Origin of the sequence: Cohaesibacter marisflavi, from assembly GCF_900115225.1 — a bacterium.
Classification (GTDB): domain Bacteria; phylum Pseudomonadota; class Alphaproteobacteria; order Rhizobiales; family Cohaesibacteraceae; genus Cohaesibacter; species Cohaesibacter marisflavi.
The window spans coordinates 357,002-373,869 of the sequence record NZ_FOVR01000004.1; the positions used below are offsets into that span (position 1 = coordinate 357,002).

Below are 16,868 nucleotides of genomic sequence, written 5' to 3' on the forward strand. Positions count from 1 at the left end.
AAACGCAGACCCACAATGGAGGACGGCCTTCCCTCGAAAGACGAAATCCTCGCCTTCATCGCTGAAAATCCTGGAAAAGCAGGCAAGCGCGAAATCGCGCGCGCCTTCGGCATATCCGGCGGTGCCCGCATCGGGCTCAAACGCATCCTGAAGGAATTGACCGAAGACGGTCATATCGAGAAGAGCCGCAAGCGCCTTGTCAAATCCGGAGAGTTGCCGGCGGTTGGCGTCTATCGTGTCAGCGAGCGTGACCCTCAGGGCGACCTGATCGGTGTTCCCGTCAAATGGGAAGGCAGCGACGAAAACGCGACCCCACCTCGCCTCTTGATCGAACCGGACAAGAAGTCCAAGGCCGTGCCCGGCATCGGCGATCGTGTTTTGGCCAAGCTGATCGAGAGAGACCTCGAACAATTCGAGCTCCCCGGCATCCGTCAGGCTGTACGCGTTATCAAGATTTTGCCCAAACGCGAGGATTCCATCCTCGGCATCTACCGACGCGACCCGATCAACGGTGGCGGGCGACTTGTACCCATCGACAAGAAAACGCAAGAACTCTCCATCGATGATGCTTCCAAGGGCGACGCTTCTGAAGGCGATCTGGTGGCTGTGTCCATCACCCGCTCCGGCCGATCCAAGACGCCGCGCGCCCATGTGCGCGAAGTGATCGGCCCCATGGCCTCCGAGCAGGCCGTCAGCATGATCGCCATCCACGCCTTGGGCATTCCCTATATCTTCCCCGATGCTGTGCTGACAGAAGCCGAACGCGCCACCCAACCTGACCTCAAGGGGCGGGAAGACTGGCGCGACGTGCCGCTCATCACCATCGACCCGGCAGACGCCAAGGACCATGACGACGCCATCTATGCCGAACCTGACGACGATCCGGCCAACGAAGGCGGCGTGATCGCCTATGTGGCCATCGCGGATGTTGCCTATCATGTGCGCATGGGGGGCAATATTGATCGCGAGGCCATCAAACGCGGCAACTCAGTTTATTTCCCGGATCGTGTCGTGCCCATGCTGCCCGAGCGGATATCAAACGACCTGTGTTCGCTGAGAGAAGGCGAAGACCGCCCCTCTATGGCCGTGCGCATGGTGTTTGACAAAACAGGCAAGAAAAAGCGCCACAGCTTCCACCGCGTCATGATCCGTGTCGCCGCAGGCATCTCCTACAATCAGGCACAGAGCGCGATTGATGACACTACGGATGAAGTAACGGGTCCGATCCTTGAATCGATCCTGAAGCCCCTCTGGGCCGGATATGAGGTATTGAAAACGGGCCGCGACGCCCGAGAGCCACTGGAACTGGATATTCCCGAGCGTAAATTGATGCTCAAGCCTGACGGCACAATTGACCGGGTTGTCATTCCGCCCCGCCTGGATGCGCACAAGCTGGTGGAAGAATTCATGATTCAGGCCAACGTGGCTGCAGCGGAAACGCTGGAAAAGCACAAGCAGGGTCTGATCTACCGTATCCATGACAATCCTTCACCGGAAAAGCTGGAAGGCCTGAGAGAATTCCTCCAATCGATGGATCTCAGCTTCCCCAAGGGCGGCAATCTGCGCCCTTCCATGTTCAACGCGATCCTCAGACGCACAGCGGAAACCGAGCAAGCCCCTCTGGTCAGCCAGGTCGTTCTGCGCTCGCAGGCGCAAGCAGAATATAATCCGGAGAATATCGGCCATTTCGGGCTCAATCTCCTGAAATACGCCCATTTCACCTCACCGATCCGTCGCTATGCCGACCTTGTCGTGCATCGCGCCCTGATCGCCGCCTTGAAACTAGGCGACGACGGCCTGCCCGCAGGCTTTGACGGCAAGCTCGCCGATATCGCGGGGCATATTTCAACCACCGAACGCCGCGCCATGGCAGCTGAGCGAGACACAAAGGATCGGCTGATTGCCGCATTCCTGTCCGACAAGGTCGGTGCGCGCTTTACTGGCAAGATTTCCGGCGTCACCCGTGTTGGCCTATTTGTTCAGCTCTCCGATACCGGCGCCGATGGCTTTATTCCGGCCTCCACCTTGGGCTATGATTATTATCATTATGATGAGCCCAATCATCAGCTCATCGGTGAGGCAACGGGAGAGACTTTCCGCCTCGGCGATATTGTCGATGTGAAGCTCGTCGAAGCGGCCCCATTGGCAGGCGCTCTGCGCTTTGAAATGCTCACTGAAGGCCGCAGACATCCCAAGGGCAAGGCTCCGGGCCATTTGACCCGAAACAAAGGGCGTGGCAAAGGCTCCTTCGGCTCGAAAGGCCGCAAGAAGCCGGGTACCACTCGCCCAAGAACCGTCAAGCCGAGGGTCAAGAAGGGACGCAAACGCTAAGAAGAGCCAAAAAGCCAGAGTACACGGTGAGATCATGATGAGACATATCAACAATATCGAAGTCCACCCGGACCTCACTGCCAACGCGCAACGGCTCTATGATGGCTCCTTGCCCAATGTGCGCCCCAAGGATGCGGCCACACTCATCATTCTTGACCATGACCACGGCACCCCGAAAATCCTGATGGGGCGCCGCCACATGCGTCATCGCTTCATGCCCGGCAAGTTCGTCTTCCCCGGAGGGCGTCTCGATGCCGCAGACCGGTATGTACCCTGTGCCGACGATCTTCCTACAGGCGTGATGGAGAAGCTGCGCTGTGGGGCCAGAAACGGCTCCAGCGACAGGCGGATGCGAGGACTGGCGATCTGCGCCATTCGAGAAACCTATGAAGAAGCGGGACTGTTCATCGCAGCGCAAGCAGATCCATCAGGGCTGAAGGGAGAAGACTGGAGTGCTTTCAAACATCGCTCGCTGCTCCCCACGCTCTCTCCCTTGCGTTTCATTGGCCGGGCTATAACGCCACCGGGTAGAAGCCGCCGGTTCGATACGCGTTTCTTCGCCATAGATGCCCGTCACATAGCTGATCGCCTCAGCGAAGGTACCGGCCCTTCGGGTGAGCTGGAAGACCTGCACTGGCTTACCATTGCCGATGCTCACGATCTGGATTTGCCACGCATCACCAAAGAGATTCTCCATGAGCTGGAAGAAAGGCTAAAGACTGATCCGGAGTTGGCGCCACAGAGCCCTACGCCCTTCTTTTTCATGCGGGGAAAATCCATGTTCCGCGCAGAAATTTGAACCACAGCCCAAACCCGAGAAATCGCAGATTACTGCCATTTCCCTCTCTTTCCTGTCGACAAGTGAGCCGGATTTCGGTAGTTTGGCGTCGATAATTCGATACGCGCTCTTGACAATAAGCCAACTTTGCGTAGTTTGGCGCTTCGAAACAGGTTTTTGCTGAGACGGTCGCTTTTCCGCTCAGCGCATCTTCGGCCCGGCAGCCAAGAGAACAGAATGCCCCGGTGGCATACGGTTTGAATGGCAGTTTGTCGCGGGCCCAAATGACGGAAAAGACTTATGGCTAAGGCAACAACAATTAAAATCCGTCTGGTCAGCACCGCTGACACGGGTTACTTTTACGTCACCAAGAAAAATTCCCGCACCATGACCGAAAAAATGGTCAAGCGGAAATACGATCCGGTGGCTAAGAAACATGTCGAGTTTAAAGAAGCCAAAATCAAGTAAGGCATCTTTCTACTGGTGACAGTTTAAAAAACCCGCTTGCCTCTGGCATGCGGGTTTTTTGTTGCTTACCTGGCAAGGTTGGGGCGTTCAACATCCCTCAATTTATTTCTGCACGCTCATCCGCTGCACATAATAAGTAAAACAGTGCCGATGCATGAAAGTGGCACCGCAAAAATACGTGCGCCCAATCCTGAATCAGGGGCAAATGTTGAGAATAAAGGGAGAATAAAGGATGGCCGGTCCAGTTGCAGACCACTTGAGGAGGCCACTCTTGCTGCTACTGAACCGACCAAAGCCCCACGGTCCCAGGAGATGCGGCGGACCTGGATGTCCGTAGGGGAAAATACGTATAAAACGGAAATGTGTGGACATAGCACAGCCTGCAGTCAAACTGCCAAGCTAACAAACGGCGTCCCCCACTCCGTTTTACATCTGATCCAAGCCTAACAAAAAAAGTGACAATTTCAACGAATTGTTTACCAAATTCGATAAAATCCTGTTGTTTGATAAAGAATTAAGGTAAATCCCCAAGGACTCTTGGCTCAATTACCTGTCAGATTGCTCTTTAACACCATCTCAAAGGCTTCGATCTTTGTTTCTTGGCTCCTTGATCGAACCACTTGCAACAGATTCGCACCTCAAAAATGCGCCATCCCTTTGCTGTCTCTTGTCAATGGTGGAAACTCCGCAAGGAAAAACACTTGTGGGAGATACCTAAGCAATACCAATAAGCTAGAGGGGAGAGGACGCACAATTATTGCGTATAGCTTCCAGCGTATCCCTATCAAAAACGGATGGCTTCTTGGCGTTTCTAGCCCCGCCCCAAAGAAGCAATAGAGTAATAATCAAAAAGCCAATTATAATAAGTATATTTACGAAACTTCTTTGACTTGAGCGACAACGACACGATTGCGCCCTTCGTGCTTGGCCTGATAAAGCGCTTCGTCGGCCCTCTTCATCAGATCATCCTGAGCGTCTTCACCACGGCAGCTCGAAGCAAGACCGATGGACACAGTCACATCAATCATCTGCCGCCCCTTATGAATGATAAAGGGCTTCTCCGACACTTTCTTGCGAATGCGTTCGGCAACCACCATGGCCAGAGAATGATCGGTGTCCGGCATGATCACGACAAACTCTTCGCCTCCATAGCGGCAGACCAAATCGATACCACGGGTATTTTTGCGCATACGGCGGGAGAATTCCTCCAGCACTTCATCGCCAGCATCATGCCCATGGGTATCATTTACCGATTTGAAGAAGTCAATATCCATCAGCAGAACAGACAAGGGCCGCTCCTTCTCGCGTGCAGAAACGAGGAGAGATTTCATATGACTTGTCATGTAGCGGCGATTATAGAGTTTGGTCAGACCATCCATAATGGCCATTTCCATCGTATGCTGGATGGTATCCTGAAGCGCATCGGTATAGCGCTTGCGTAACACTTGCGTACGGAGACGAGCCAAAAGCTCGTTCCGCTCAACGGGATGACAAATATAGTCGTTCACGCCAAGTTCAAAGGCGCGCATGATCCGCGCCTCATCGCCCTCTTGAGCCAACAGCAATATTGGCGTCAGCCGACAGGCCTCAACAGAACGCAATTGCGCACACAGGCGCAGAGGATCGAATGTGTGCATATCCAGATTGATCATCACACAGTCGAATTCCTGATCCGTACAGCGCTTCAGAGCGGAAGTATAGTCATTCTCCAGAAACAGATCGAACTGCCCCAGCACCTGCTTGCGAATACGTTCCGAACTGGCCCGTGAATCATCGACAAGAAGGATCTGACCTCCCTCATGATGCATCAAACGCTTCATGATATCGCTGCTGTCAAAGCCCATCTGTTCGGTGGTATTGGCACGCGAGCGCAGCTCGTCCGTCATCGTTTTGACGCGCACCAGATTCTTGACCCGGGCAATGAGAGCCACCTCGTTGACCGGCTTGGTGAGGAAATCATCCGCTCCCACGCTCAATCCAGCCACGCGGTCGCTCGCCTGATCTAGCGCCGTCACCATGATCACAGGAATATGCACGGTCTGGGGATTGGCTTTGATCCTGCGGCAAACCTCGAACCCGTCCATGGCCGGCATCATCACATCCAGCAGAACGATATCGACCATATTGCCGGACAGAATTTCCAATGCCTCGGCGCCACTATAGGCGCAAAGAACATCGAAATATTCCTTTGAAAGGCGTGCATCAAGCAGCTTGACGTTGGCGGGATTATCATCAACGACTAGAACGCGGGCAGACATTTGCTTACAACTCCGGTCTAAGCATCACCAGCGTAGGTGCGCACGGTCTCAATAAATTTTGCCACGGAAATAGGTTTGGAAAGATAAGCCTCGCATCCGCCTTGACGAATCCGCTCCTCATCTCCCTTCATCGCAAATGCGGTGACGGCCACCACGGGAATGGGCCGCAAATCATCGTCTTCCTTGAGCCACTTGGTGACTTCCAGACCAGAAACTTCGGGCAACTGGATATCCATCAGGATCAGATCCGGCATATGCTCTCTGGCGAGCTTAAGGGCATCAAGCCCATTGCGGGTGCCTACCGTCTCATACCCATAGGCTTCCAGCAGGTCGAGAAACAATTTCATGTTGAGTTCATTGTCTTCGACGATGAGAATCTTTTTGGCCATAATTCGTCCGCAGCTCGCATGTGATGCACAGACCTGACACCCCGATCAATCAGATCTGGGTTTCCGTATCAGATGCGTTATTATTTCGGTTATCGTATATACAGAATAAACCTTTCAAAAGGGCAAACACCATATCATGCAGAAAAAACAATCTGGCCTCAGCCTCGAGGCAGCGGAGACCGTGGGCATTCAGGCGCTGGGATTTTTGTCGAGCGATTCAGAGCTGTTAGGGCGCTTTTTGGCCTTGTCCGGGCTCGATGCAAATGGCATACGGGACGTCGCTTCGGAACCTTCATTCCTGGCCGCAGTACTCGACTTTCTGCTCTGTGACGATTCGCTCATATTGGCCTTCGCCAGCAACAGCGCCATCGCGCCGGAAGACGTGGTCTCCGCCAAGATGCGCCTTGATCCGATGAGCATGGCAAACACAGGCGCCCTCTAGCCCCTATCCACTTAATCTTGTTGGCTCACATGACACAGACCGCACATTTCCTTTGTCGAGATTGCCTTGAAGAAGGCGAAGGAACCCCGCGCCGATGCCCTCGTTGCGGCTCGCCTCGGCTCGTGCGTCATTCAGAGCTGCGTCAGCTGTCTATGGCGCATATCGATTGCGATTCCTTCTATGCATCCGTGGAGAAGAGAGACAATCCGGAGATCAGGGACAAACCGGTCATCATCGGCGGCGGCGAACGGGGTGTTGTCGCCACGGCTTGCTATATCGCGCGCATCCGTGGCGTCAAATCCGCCATGCCGATGTTCAAGGCCAGAAAACTTTGTCCTGAGGCGGTCATCATTCGGCCAAACATGAAGAAATACAGCGCTGTAGGCAAAGAAGTTCGCGCAGCGATGCAGGCGCTCACCCCTCTTGTTGAGCCTTTGTCCATCGACGAAGCCTTTCTGGATCTCTCAGGCACAGACCGATTGCATCATGCCTATCCGGCCATGACGTTGGCCCGCTTTGCCAAGGAGATTGAAACCGGCATAGGCATAACGGTGTCCGTTGGTCTCAGCCACAACAAATTCCTTGCCAAGATCGCATCTGATCTGGAGAAGCCACGCGGCTTTTCCATCATTGGCAAAGCGGAAACAAAAGAGTTCCTCAAGGATAAGCCGGTCTCCATGATCTGGGGCGTCGGTAAGGTTTCCCAACGCAATCTCGCTCAGGATGGCTACCACACCATCGGCCAGTTGCAGACAGCAGATGCCAGCAAATTGGCAAAGCGCTACGGTGCGCTCGGTTTACGCCTTGCCAAGCTTTCCCATGGCGAAGACACCCGCACGGTCAATCCCGAGTCTGAAACCAAGAGCATCAGCGCCGAAACGACCTTCAGCAAAGACCTTGCGAGCGCAGACGATCTTCTGCCCATCTTGAGGCGCCTGAGTGAAGACACCTCCACCCGCGCCAAGAAAGCAGATCTAGCGGGCCGCACCGTTACCCTGAAGCTCAAGGACAATCATTTCAAAAGCATCACCCGCAGCCGCTCCCTTTCTGACCCAACCCAGCTGACCGACAAGATCTTCAGCATCGGAAAAGACTTGCTGCTCAAGGAGCTAGCCAACCGCAAAAGTGCCTATCGCCTTCTGGGAATCGGCATCAGCGAGCTGCACTCCAGCGAATTTGCCGATCCGCCCGATCTGGTCGACACACAAGCCAGTAAACGCGCCAGTGCTGAAAAAGCGATGGATCTGCTCAGCACCAAATTTGGCGGAAAAATGGTGGAACTGGGCCTGACGCTGAAGGGAAAACTCACGGAAGAGAAGAGCGGCGGCGCTCGCAAGAGCGACATCCATTCGGCCCAGAAGCCCGATAAAGACAGCGGCCTGGACTAGAAGCGCATAATTTCAGCTTGGGCTCCCCTCATCACCATAAGAGAACGGTTTAAAAAATAGTCTGGAGAATGCGTGAAAATGCGTGTGCCAGACAAGCTTTTACTTCCATTGCAGGCTTGCCTCCCCTAAATGTTGAACACCCTCTCGGCCAAAGGCAGCCAGACTGCCATCAGCGCCGAGACCAGAACAAAACAGACCTTTCTACGGAGTTTATAATGTCAGGTGCAATCGAAGCCAAACTTGCAGAACTCGGAATCACCCTTCCGGAAGCAGCAGCCCCTGCAGCAAACTATGTTCCCTATGTAAAAAGCGGCAACCAGCTTTTCATTTCCGGCCAGATCCCGCAGACCGCTGCTGGCGAAAAAGTCATCGGCAAGCTGGGTGACACTATGGAAACTGAAGCCGGCCAAGAAGCTGCCAAGCTTTGCGCCATTAGCCTGATTGCCCAGATGAAAGCCGCAACCGGCGATCTGGACAAGGTCGCTCGCGTGGTCAAGCTGGTGGGCTTTGTCAACTCCACCCTCGAATTCGGCGATCAGCCTGCCGTCATCAACGGCGCATCCAACTTCATGGTTGATGTCTTTGGTGACAAAGGCCGCCATGCCCGTTCAGCCGTTTCCGCAGCCTCCCTTCCGTTCGGTGTTGCCGTTGAAGTGGAAGCCATTGTCGAGCTGGAAGACTAATTTTTCGGGCGCATGCCCCAGCGATGACGGATAAGTCTGTCATCGCTTATTTAAGCCCACATCAGACGCCATTTTTTCGATAAATATTTTTTAGCCCCTCGCCTTTTGAGGGTTACAATCTCGGTATAGTCTCTTAAATCTAAGTGATAGTTTGATTATTTTGAGAGAGGCCCATGGCTGAGACTATGTCTGAAACATCCGATTACCAGCTCCATGTTGTTCATTCCATGCGAGAGATCGGAGAGGCGGCGTGGACAGCCTGTCTTGAGGACACACTCAGTCCCAGAAAATTAAACCCCTTCCTGTCCTTCGCTTTTCTGGATGCGCTGGAGCGCGCAGGCTGCGCCTGTGAGGAAACCGGCTGGATGCCGCATCATCTGGTCCTCAGGGATGGAGAAGGCTCTGTGCTGGCCGCCCTGCCCCTCTATCTCAAATCCCATAGCCAAGGCGAATATGTTTTCGACCATGGCTGGGCTGATGCGCTGGAGCGCGCAGGCGGGCAATATTATCCCAAGCTGCAAAGCGCCATTCCCTTTACGCCTGTCAACGCGCCCAAGATGCTGACCCGCAAGGGCGTCAACGAGGCAGTGGCCGCCGCAGCCATGGCCAGCGGCATGAAGCAGCTCTGCGAGCGCTATCCCATTTCCTCAGCTCATCTGACCTTTCTGCCAGAAGCGCAGAAAGATGAATTCGAGGCACAAGGTTTTCTCGTCCGACGTGACCAACAGTTTCATTGGATCAATGAAGATTACGAGAGCTTTGACGATTTCCTCGCCCAACTCTCATCGCGCAAACGCAAAAATATTCGCAAGGAACGCAAGACCGCCCATAGCCACGGCCTCACCATTAGCCCAAAGCACGGCGACGCCATAAGCGAAGAAGACTGGGACGCCTTTTTCGACTTTTACATGGACACCGGTTCGCGTAAATGGGGCCGCCCCTATCTCAACCGGGAATTCTTCTCCATGATCGCTGAGACCATGGCCGACAAGATCCTGCTGGTTCTGGCTTATGACGGCGATGTGGCTGTGGCGGGTGCGCTCAACTTCATTGGCGGCGATACGCTTTATGGCCGCTACTGGGGCACCATAGGCGACTATCCCTGCCTGCATTTCGAGCTTTGCTATCATCAGGCTATTGAATGGGCCATCGCACATAATCTCATGTGCGTGGAAGCAGGCGCTCAGGGCGAACACAAGATCGCCCGAGGCTATGTCCCCCAGACCACATGGTCGGCCCACTGGATAGACCATCCCGCCTTCCGGGAAGCCATCGAAGACTATTTGAACAGGGAGCGCCGCGCGGCCGAGGCCGAGCAGGAGTTCCTAACAACACTGACCCCTTTCAAGAAAGGGGACGGATAGCTTTCGCGCGTCAGCGCTGTTAGTCTCCACCAACACTTTTAACCAATCAATGGATTCGACTCATGAGCACGCCAGCCTATGACAATGACAATATTTTTGCGAAAATCCTGCGTGGCGAAATTCCAAGCCACAAAATCTACGAAGACGAGCTAACCATCGCGTTTCTCGATGTCATGCCCAAGTCTGACGGTCACGCGCTGGTGCTTCCGAAAAATCCGTCACGCAATATTTTCGACACCGCAGAAAGCGACCTCAATGCCGTGATTGCCACCACGCAGAAAATCGCCAAAGCAGCGATGGCCGCCTTTGGTGCCGATGGTGTTACCGTGCAGCAAAATAACGAAGGCGCAGGTGGGCAGCTGGTGTTCCATCTGCATTTCCATGTGGTCCCGCGCTATGAAGGCGTTGAATTGCGCCCGCAGACCGGTGAGATGGCAGACAACGACATCCTCGCTGGCCATGCAGACAAATACCGTAAGGCACTGGAAAGCCTCTGATAGACACCAGACGATTTCAGAAGATTTTATAGGGGCGCACCAGCGCCCCTTTTACGTCATGGGAACACCGAACAGAAACGTCAGACCAACCAGCGTCAACGAGCCCAGAAGCACCCCGATAAACAGATTGCGCATCAATCCGAAATAGAAGACCACGGCAACCGCCACCGCAACAAGCCGCATCCAGACGGGAATAAAGGTCAAGGCACCGGTCGGGAACAGAATAAGTCGCGTGATGACCCCGGCCACCAGAGCATTGGCGATCGCGCGGGCCAGCAAGATCCATTCGCTGTCGTCTCTCAATCGCCCGGCAAAGCCCACTCCCAGCCATCGCCACATATTCGTGGGCAACGAAGCCCCGAGCAAGACAAACAGATAAGGCCACCAGGACACATCAAAGCTGTCAAACAGGATCGTCATGCGTGCTTTCTCCAGTAGTAACCAATGCCATAGGCGCCAAGGCCACCGACGAGCCCCGTCAGCACGAGCCCCATTTCAGGCACCACCAAAGCGAATAGAGGCCCAAGGATGAAGCCGAAGACCAGTGCCAGCTTGTCCGACAAAAGCCGAGCAGCACTTGGCAAGGTTAGAATGAAGTAAAGTGGCGTCATCAAAAACAGAGCCGCAGCAATTTCTGGCGGCACAGCCCCTGCAACCCCATGCCCAAGCGCAACGATACCAACGCTGAGCACGGCAAGAGACACCGCGAAGCCGCCAAAGAAGGGCGCCCGCCCATGAGGCGGCAGCACAGGCAACTCTTTCATGCCAAAAACCCAAGAGGTGATCGCCGTGAAATGGGCCAACACAATCAGCTTCCAAGTCGCAATGCCCTCACCTCTTAGCTCAGGCACGATGGAAACCACCATCGGCATCATGCGCACAGATGCAAGTGCGACAGCCACAAAGATGGCCAGCAGGCTTGATCCCGACAGGATGCCTCCGATCAGGATAACATTGCTGGGAATGGCCCATGTGACGATGGTCATGAACATGGACAGATAGACATCCACGCCGCTTTCATAGGTGAAGCTGCCAAAGCCCAGATAGGAAAAATAGAGCACGATCGCGGGCGTGGAAAGCAGATTGCGCATACCGCGCCGATACCAGTACCAACCGGATCGGCCTTCTTCGTCTGCAGCTGCAGACGGCGCATCAGTCATATTGTTTGAAATCATTCGGACCTTGGAGGAAGGAGACAGGAAGAGAATTGAGTCTGGCATAGACGCCCAAACCATTCAACCCGCCATGCAAGGCACGCATATTGAATTGCAGGAGAAAGCGGCAATCGGCTTCCCTACCAACGCCAGAAAGCAGGCATCAGGATGGTGAGCGCAGACAGGATTTCCAGACGCCCCAGAATCATCTCGATGCTCAACAGCCATTTGGCAATATCCGGCAGGCTGCTGAAATTGCCTGCAGGCCCGATAATCTCACCCAGTCCGGGGCCAACATTGGCCAGTGCCGTGGCTGACGCACTCATCGCTGTCACGAAATCAAGGCCACACAATTGCAGCACGATGGCAAACACCATGAAGGTGACGAAGAACAGGAATATGAAGCTCAGCGTGGATGCAGCCATTTCATCGTCCACCACCCTTGTTCCATAGCGCATGGGCACAATCCGGTTGGGGTGGATCAGCTTGGCCACGGCATTCTTGATGATGAGCCAGGCAATGACGAAACGGAACTGCTTGATGCCGCCCGCCGTCGAGCCCGAGCAGGCGCCAAAGAAGGTGAGAATGAGGAAGATGACAACAAACAGCGCGCCCCACTCCTGATAGTCACCCGCGCCATAGCCCGTGGTTGTCACAATGGAGATGACATCAAACAGCGAGATGGCGAAATCCTCGATAACGGGGCCTGGAGAGAGCCATTGCTTGGCAAAGAAAATGCCGATCGCCGCAATCAGAACACCCTTGAGATAAAGCCCGATCTGCGGATCCCGCCCCCTGTCCGCCGAGAAGAAACGGATCATATAGAGAAAGGGCAAGCCGCCAAAAAACATGAACAGCGATCCGGCAAAATAGATCCCGACGCTATCAAAATGCGCCATGGAGCCATCCGAGGTGGAATATCCACCCGTTGAAAGCGTCGTCATGGCGTGGTTGACCGCCTCAAAGAAAGTCATGCCCAGAGCAAAATAGGCAAAGGCGCATGAAGCCGTCAGGAACATGTAGACAAAGGCAATCTTCACCGCGAACTCGCGGATGCGCGGATAGGGATTGTCGCTCTGCTCGGAGGATTCCAGGAAAAACAGTTTTTGCCCACCTGAGCCGAGCATGGGCAGAATGGTGATGCCGATAGCGACGATGCCCAAGCCACCGAGCCACTGCATCAGGGATCGCCAGAAGAGCAGCCCCGGCGCCATGGTATCAAGGCCGCTGAGCACGGTGGAGCCCGTCGTGGTAAAGCCGGAAGCGGATTCGAAATAGGCATCGGCATAGCTGATGCCAAGCGAGGAGAAATAGAGCGGTAACGCCGCAAACGCACTGAGCACGAACCAGCTGCCATTCACAAACAGAATCGAGCTGCGAATGGACCACTCCCCCTCCTGCCCACGCATGGCCAGAAAGAGCGCTACGCCAAATCCGATGGATATGGAGCCTCCGCCAAGAAAGGCGTGCCAGTCTGTGCTTTGGTATGCCAGATCGATAAGCGCGGGAAAAAACATCATCCCGCCCAATGCGGCAATCAATATCCCGAGTGCTGAAAGCACGGGGTCACCTCTTTATTGCGGACTCATCTGGACTGTTTATCCACCAAACGAACCCCGGGTCAAGCATAAGCATCGTGATTGCCGATCAAGACTATACAGCTTGCGGGCATAATGAAGCAGAGCTTACTCCGCATCGGCTCTCTTGCAAAGTGTTTGATAGACTTCACTCTTCCCGGCCTCATTCCATAGAGGTGCATCTGCCCGAGATTATGCCTCGAGCAGATCCGTACCATAGGAATTATCAACCGTGCAGAGCCATTGGCCTTCTGACGACCGTTTGAAAACATAGCTTGCCCGACGCACAAGCGTCAGATCCCAGCCATCAGAATCAACCGTATCCAGAAAGGTCTTCATCACGACCAGCGCCGTGTCGCCCCCTTCAAACACTTCCATAGGGCCTTGCCTTACGGTGAGCTCGTGCTTGAAATGTTCGGCAATGGCGACAAAGGCTTTTCTGATCGCGTCCTTGCCTGTAACAGCCAGACCGGGTTTGACGACCAGCGTCGCATCCTCGGCATAGAAATCCATCAGGCTGTCGAAATCCTCAGCCGAGATCGCTTTATCGGCAGCCTCGATCACAGAGTGTAATGCTTGGGAGGTCATGTCCGTCTCCTTGAAAAATACCCACGAGACGGCACAAAAAAACCCGCCTCAGGCGGGTTCCGGTAAGTGATATGCACGTACGAAAGCCCACCATTCAAAGAATGGTGAGAATAATCGACTGATATTGGTGGCACATCTGTTTCATATCCAAGCATTTATCGCCAAATCATGCGCAATGCAAGCACCTATCGAGAAAGATGCGATGTTTGGCACATCATTCGCCACCAAAGAAATGCTGATAGAGCAAGGAAAGCGCCAGCAGAAAGCCCGCCGCGAGCGTCAGGATATTCTTGAGCAACTCAACGCCATCAGCCCGCCCCGTGGCCGGATCGATCAGGCTACCGAAGATGCCGTTGGGAAATGCCGCCCGCATGATTGCACTGGCGCTCATCAGGGAAACGAGCGCGAAAGCAAAGAATAGCAGCAAACGCTTGAGCCAACCGGGCATGTGAGGAAACATAATGAAAAAGCGCCAACGTTACCGCTGGCGCTCCTTTTTACTATTTCTTGTCGACCTTGGCTACGCTGGGCACCGAAGCCTTTTTCTTTGACGAAGTCCGGCGCGAGCCCTTCTTCGTCTCATCGGTGCTGGCAGCAGCCTTGGCTTCGCCCTTGCCATCGGCCTTCTTGCTCTTTGTGCTGTCAGCCTTGGGCTCATCCTCTTCGATCACGGACAGGAACAGCTTCTCCATATTGTCCAAATCAATATCAACCCGTACCGTGCCGCCTTTGGTCAATTTGCCAAACAGGATCTCTTCAGCCAGTGGCCGCTTGATATGTTCCTGAATGACACGGCCCAGCGGACGCGCGCCCATTTTCGGATCATAGCCCTTCTTGGCAAGCCATGCGGTGGCCGCATCGGTCAGCTCGAAGGTTACACCGCGATCTGCCAACTGGGCTTCCAGCTGCATGACGAACTTGCGCACGACCTGATGGATGACTTCCGTCGGCAGAGCCGCAAACGGAATGACAGCATCCAGACGGTTGCGGAATTCCGGCGTGAACAATTTGTTGATTGCTTCCTCGTCATCCCCGGAACGCTCGGACTGGGTGAAACCGATAGCCGGCTTGTCCATTTCCGCCGCTCCGGCGTTGGTCGTCATGACCAGAATGACGTTGCGGAAGTCCACCTGCTTGCCGTTATGGTCGGTCAGCTTACCGTGATCCATCACCTGCAGCAGAATGTTGTAAAGATCCGGATGGGCCTTCTCGATCTCGTCGAGCAGCAGCACACAATGCGGATGCTGATCAACGCCATCAGTCAGAAGACCGCCCTGATCAAAGCCGACATAGCCCGGAGGCGCACCGATCAGACGCGAAATGGTGTGCTTCTCCATATATTCCGACATGTCGAAGCGCAGCAGTTCCACACCCATCAGATCAGCCAGCTGACGCGTCACCTCGGTTTTACCAACCCCTGTCGGGCCAGAGAAGAGATAGCTACCAATCGGCTTTTCTGGCTCGCGCAATCCGGCACGAGCCAGCTTGATCTGGCTGGTCAGGGCATCAATGGCCTGATCCTGTCCATACACCATCCGCTTGAGGTTAACCTCAAGATTGGACAGGACTTCCCTGTCATCCTTGGAAACGGTTTTCGGCGGAATGCGTGCCATCGTGGCAACGGTGGCTTCCACTTCCTTGGCCGAAATGCTCTTGCGGCGACGTGAAACCGGCAACAACTGCTGCGCAGCACCCGTTTCATCGATCACATCAATCGCCTTATCCGGCAGTTTCCTGTCATGGATATAGCGGGCAGAAAGCTCCACCGCAGACTTGATGGCGTCATTGGTGAATTTCACGCTGTGATAATCCTCGAAATAAGGCTTCAGCCCTTTCAGAATATCAATAGCATCCGGCAGGGATGGTTCATTGACATCGATTTTCTGGAACCGACGCACCAGAGCACGATCCTTCTCGAAGAACTGGCGATATTCCTTATAGGTGGTCGAGCCCATGCAGCGCAAATTGCCCGCAGCCAGCGATGGCTTGAGCAGGTTGGACGCATCCATGGCCCCACCAGAGGTCGCGCCAGCACCGATCACCGTATGGATTTCGTCAATGAAGAGGATCGCCCCTTCATATTCCTCGATCTCCTTAATGACGCGTTTGAGACGCTCTTCAAAATCGCCCCGATAGCGGGTCCCTGCCAGCAGAGTGCCCATATCAAGCGAGAAGATGGTCGCCCCTTTGAGAACGTCAGGCACCTTGTCGTCAACAATGCGCTTGGCAAGCCCTTCCGCAATCGCGGTTTTGCCCACTCCGGGGTCACCGACAAAAAGCGGGTTGTTCTTGGAACGACGGCAGAGCACCTGAATGGTCCGATGGATCTCGGCATCACGCCCTATGAGAATATCGATTTTCCCGTCGCGCGCCTTTTCGTTCAGATTGACAGCATAGGCCTTGAGTGCTTCGGCCTTGTTACCGCCCTCTTCCTCGTCTTCCTCGAAATCGAAATCATCATCCATGTCATCGTCGGCACCGGTTGGCGGCACACCATCCGATATCCCCGGCGCCTTTGCGATGCCATGAGAAATATAATTGACTGCGTCATAGCGGGTCATGTCCTGATCATGCAGGAAGTAGGCTGCATGGCTTTCCCGTTCCGCAAAGATGGCAACTAGAACATTCGCTCCGGTCACTTCTTCGCGGCCCGAAGACTGCACATGAATGACAGCCCGCTGAATAACGCGCTGGAATCCTGCCGTTGGCTTGGAATCCTGCCCCTTGTCCACCACAAGATTGGAAAGCTCATTGTCGATATAATCGAGCAAATTCTTTTCCAACAGGTCCAAATCCACCCCACAGGCACGCATCACCGCCGCCGCGTCACTATCTTCAATCAACGCGAACAGCAGATGTTCAAGTGTAGCGAACTCCTGAAACCGCTCATTCGCGGTCATCAGAGCTTTGTGCAGGGCAGCTTCCAGACTGTTAGAAAATGATGGCACTTG

16 protein-coding genes are annotated in these 16,868 nt (G+C 54.4%); 8 read left to right on the forward strand and 8 right to left on the reverse strand.

Translation table 11 applies throughout. The features are described from left to right. Nucleotides 1–15 precede the first annotated feature (15 nt). The 3 genes from rnr (at nucleotide 16) to rpmG (ending at nucleotide 3,577) form a co-directional block, all read left to right on the forward strand. Nucleotides 16–2,331, forward strand: coding sequence for a ribonuclease R (gene rnr / locus BM258_RS10570; RefSeq protein WP_090071897.1), 2,316 nt, complete (start codon nucleotides 16–18; stop codon nucleotides 2,329–2,331). A 34-nt stretch (nucleotides 2,332–2,365) separates the two neighbouring features. Further along, nucleotides 2,366–3,130, forward strand: coding sequence for an NUDIX hydrolase (locus BM258_RS10575; protein WP_210186723.1), 765 nt, complete (start codon nucleotides 2,366–2,368; stop codon nucleotides 3,128–3,130). Nucleotides 3,131–3,409: 279 nt separating this feature from the next. Continuing rightward, a complete protein-coding gene (rpmG, locus tag BM258_RS10580; RefSeq protein ID WP_090071899.1) occupies nucleotides 3,410–3,577 on the forward strand; it encodes a 50S ribosomal protein L33 in 168 nt (55 codons plus the stop codon). A gap of 872 nt (nucleotides 3,578–4,449) precedes the next feature. Here the strand turns inward: rpmG and BM258_RS10585 are convergent. Continuing rightward, nucleotides 4,450–5,835: a PleD family two-component system response regulator gene (locus BM258_RS10585; protein WP_090071901.1), complete on the reverse strand. Its 1,386-nt coding sequence runs from the start codon at nucleotides 5,833–5,835 to the stop codon at nucleotides 4,450–4,452. 17 nt (nucleotides 5,836–5,852) lie between these two features. Further along, a complete protein-coding gene (locus BM258_RS10590) occupies nucleotides 5,853–6,224 on the reverse strand; it encodes a response regulator (RefSeq protein ID WP_090071903.1) in 372 nt (123 codons plus the stop codon). Nucleotides 6,225–6,360: 136 nt separating this feature from the next. On the opposite strand from BM258_RS10590, the gene BM258_RS10595 reads away from it, so the two are divergent. The 5 genes from BM258_RS10595 to BM258_RS10615 all read left to right on the forward strand — a co-directional run bounded on the left by BM258_RS10595 (nucleotide 6,361) and on the right by BM258_RS10615 (nucleotide 10,598). After that, complete coding sequence (locus BM258_RS10595) at nucleotides 6,361–6,666, forward strand: DUF3572 domain-containing protein (protein ID WP_090071905.1); 306 nt, start codon at nucleotides 6,361–6,363, stop codon at nucleotides 6,664–6,666. A 29-nt stretch (nucleotides 6,667–6,695) separates the two neighbouring features. Further along, a complete protein-coding gene (locus BM258_RS10600) occupies nucleotides 6,696–8,054 on the forward strand; it encodes a DNA polymerase IV (protein WP_090072218.1) in 1,359 nt (452 codons plus the stop codon). A 215-nt stretch (nucleotides 8,055–8,269) separates the two neighbouring features. Further along, nucleotides 8,270–8,737: a RidA family protein gene (locus tag BM258_RS10605; protein WP_090071907.1), complete on the forward strand. Its 468-nt coding sequence runs from the start codon at nucleotides 8,270–8,272 to the stop codon at nucleotides 8,735–8,737. Nucleotides 8,738–8,910: 173 nt separating this feature from the next. Further along, nucleotides 8,911–10,101: a GNAT family N-acetyltransferase gene (locus BM258_RS10610; RefSeq protein WP_090071909.1), complete on the forward strand. Its 1,191-nt coding sequence runs from the start codon at nucleotides 8,911–8,913 to the stop codon at nucleotides 10,099–10,101. A 62-nt stretch (nucleotides 10,102–10,163) separates the two neighbouring features. Continuing rightward, nucleotides 10,164–10,598, forward strand: coding sequence for an HIT family protein (locus BM258_RS10615; RefSeq protein WP_090071911.1), 435 nt, complete (start codon nucleotides 10,164–10,166; stop codon nucleotides 10,596–10,598). A gap of 51 nt (nucleotides 10,599–10,649) precedes the next feature. Here BM258_RS10615 and BM258_RS10620 read toward each other — a convergent pair whose 3' ends face one another. The 6 genes from BM258_RS10620 to clpA form a co-directional block, all read right to left on the reverse strand. Next, entirely contained in the window at nucleotides 10,650–11,018 is a 369-nt protein-coding gene (locus tag BM258_RS10620) for an AzlD domain-containing protein (protein ID WP_090071913.1), read from the reverse strand. Next, complete coding sequence (locus tag BM258_RS10625) at nucleotides 11,015–11,758, reverse strand: AzlC family ABC transporter permease (protein WP_175528031.1); 744 nt, start codon at nucleotides 11,756–11,758, stop codon at nucleotides 11,015–11,017. The genes BM258_RS10620 and BM258_RS10625 overlap by 4 nt, the downstream gene beginning before the upstream one ends. Before the next feature lie 134 nt (nucleotides 11,759–11,892). Beyond that, entirely contained in the window at nucleotides 11,893–13,314 is a 1,422-nt protein-coding gene (locus BM258_RS10630; protein WP_139229256.1) for a TrkH family potassium uptake protein, read from the reverse strand. Between the two features lie 207 nt (nucleotides 13,315–13,521). Further along, entirely contained in the window at nucleotides 13,522–13,917 is a 396-nt protein-coding gene (locus BM258_RS10635) for a YybH family protein (RefSeq protein WP_090071919.1), read from the reverse strand. A 214-nt stretch (nucleotides 13,918–14,131) separates the two neighbouring features. Then, a complete protein-coding gene (locus tag BM258_RS10640) occupies nucleotides 14,132–14,377 on the reverse strand; it encodes a hypothetical protein (RefSeq protein WP_090071921.1) in 246 nt (81 codons plus the stop codon). A 40-nt stretch (nucleotides 14,378–14,417) separates the two neighbouring features. Further along, nucleotides 14,418–16,865, reverse strand: a complete 2,448-nt coding sequence (gene clpA, locus BM258_RS10645; protein ID WP_090071922.1) for an ATP-dependent Clp protease ATP-binding subunit ClpA — start codon at nucleotides 16,863–16,865, stop codon at nucleotides 14,418–14,420. Nucleotides 16,866–16,868: the final 3 nt, after the last annotated feature.

Coding starts and splice junctions, on each gene's coding strand:
- rnr (WP_090071897.1), top strand. CDS start 16: ATGGAGGACGGCCTTCCCTCGAAAGACGAAATCCTCGCCTTCATCGCT.
- BM258_RS10575 (WP_210186723.1), top strand. CDS start 2,366: ATGATGAGACATATCAACAATATCGAAGTCCACCCGGACCTCACTGCC.
- rpmG (WP_090071899.1), top strand. CDS start 3,410: ATGGCTAAGGCAACAACAATTAAAATCCGTCTGGTCAGCACCGCTGAC.
- BM258_RS10585 (WP_090071901.1), bottom strand. CDS start 5,835: ATGTCTGCCCGCGTTCTAGTCGTTGATGATAATCCCGCCAACGTCAAG.
- BM258_RS10590 (WP_090071903.1), bottom strand. CDS start 6,224: ATGGCCAAAAAGATTCTCATCGTCGAAGACAATGAACTCAACATGAAA.
- BM258_RS10595 (WP_090071905.1), top strand. CDS start 6,361: ATGCAGAAAAAACAATCTGGCCTCAGCCTCGAGGCAGCGGAGACCGTG.
- BM258_RS10600 (WP_090072218.1), top strand. CDS start 6,696: ATGACACAGACCGCACATTTCCTTTGTCGAGATTGCCTTGAAGAAGGC.
- BM258_RS10605 (WP_090071907.1), top strand. CDS start 8,270: ATGTCAGGTGCAATCGAAGCCAAACTTGCAGAACTCGGAATCACCCTT.
- BM258_RS10610 (WP_090071909.1), top strand. CDS start 8,911: ATGGCTGAGACTATGTCTGAAACATCCGATTACCAGCTCCATGTTGTT.
- BM258_RS10615 (WP_090071911.1), top strand. CDS start 10,164: ATGAGCACGCCAGCCTATGACAATGACAATATTTTTGCGAAAATCCTG.
- BM258_RS10620 (WP_090071913.1), bottom strand. CDS start 11,018: ATGACGATCCTGTTTGACAGCTTTGATGTGTCCTGGTGGCCTTATCTG.
- BM258_RS10625 (WP_175528031.1), bottom strand. CDS start 11,758: ATGACTGATGCGCCGTCTGCAGCTGCAGACGAAGAAGGCCGATCCGGT.
- BM258_RS10635 (WP_090071919.1), bottom strand. CDS start 13,917: ATGACCTCCCAAGCATTACACTCTGTGATCGAGGCTGCCGATAAAGCG.
- BM258_RS10640 (WP_090071921.1), bottom strand. CDS start 14,377: ATGTTTCCTCACATGCCCGGTTGGCTCAAGCGTTTGCTGCTATTCTTT.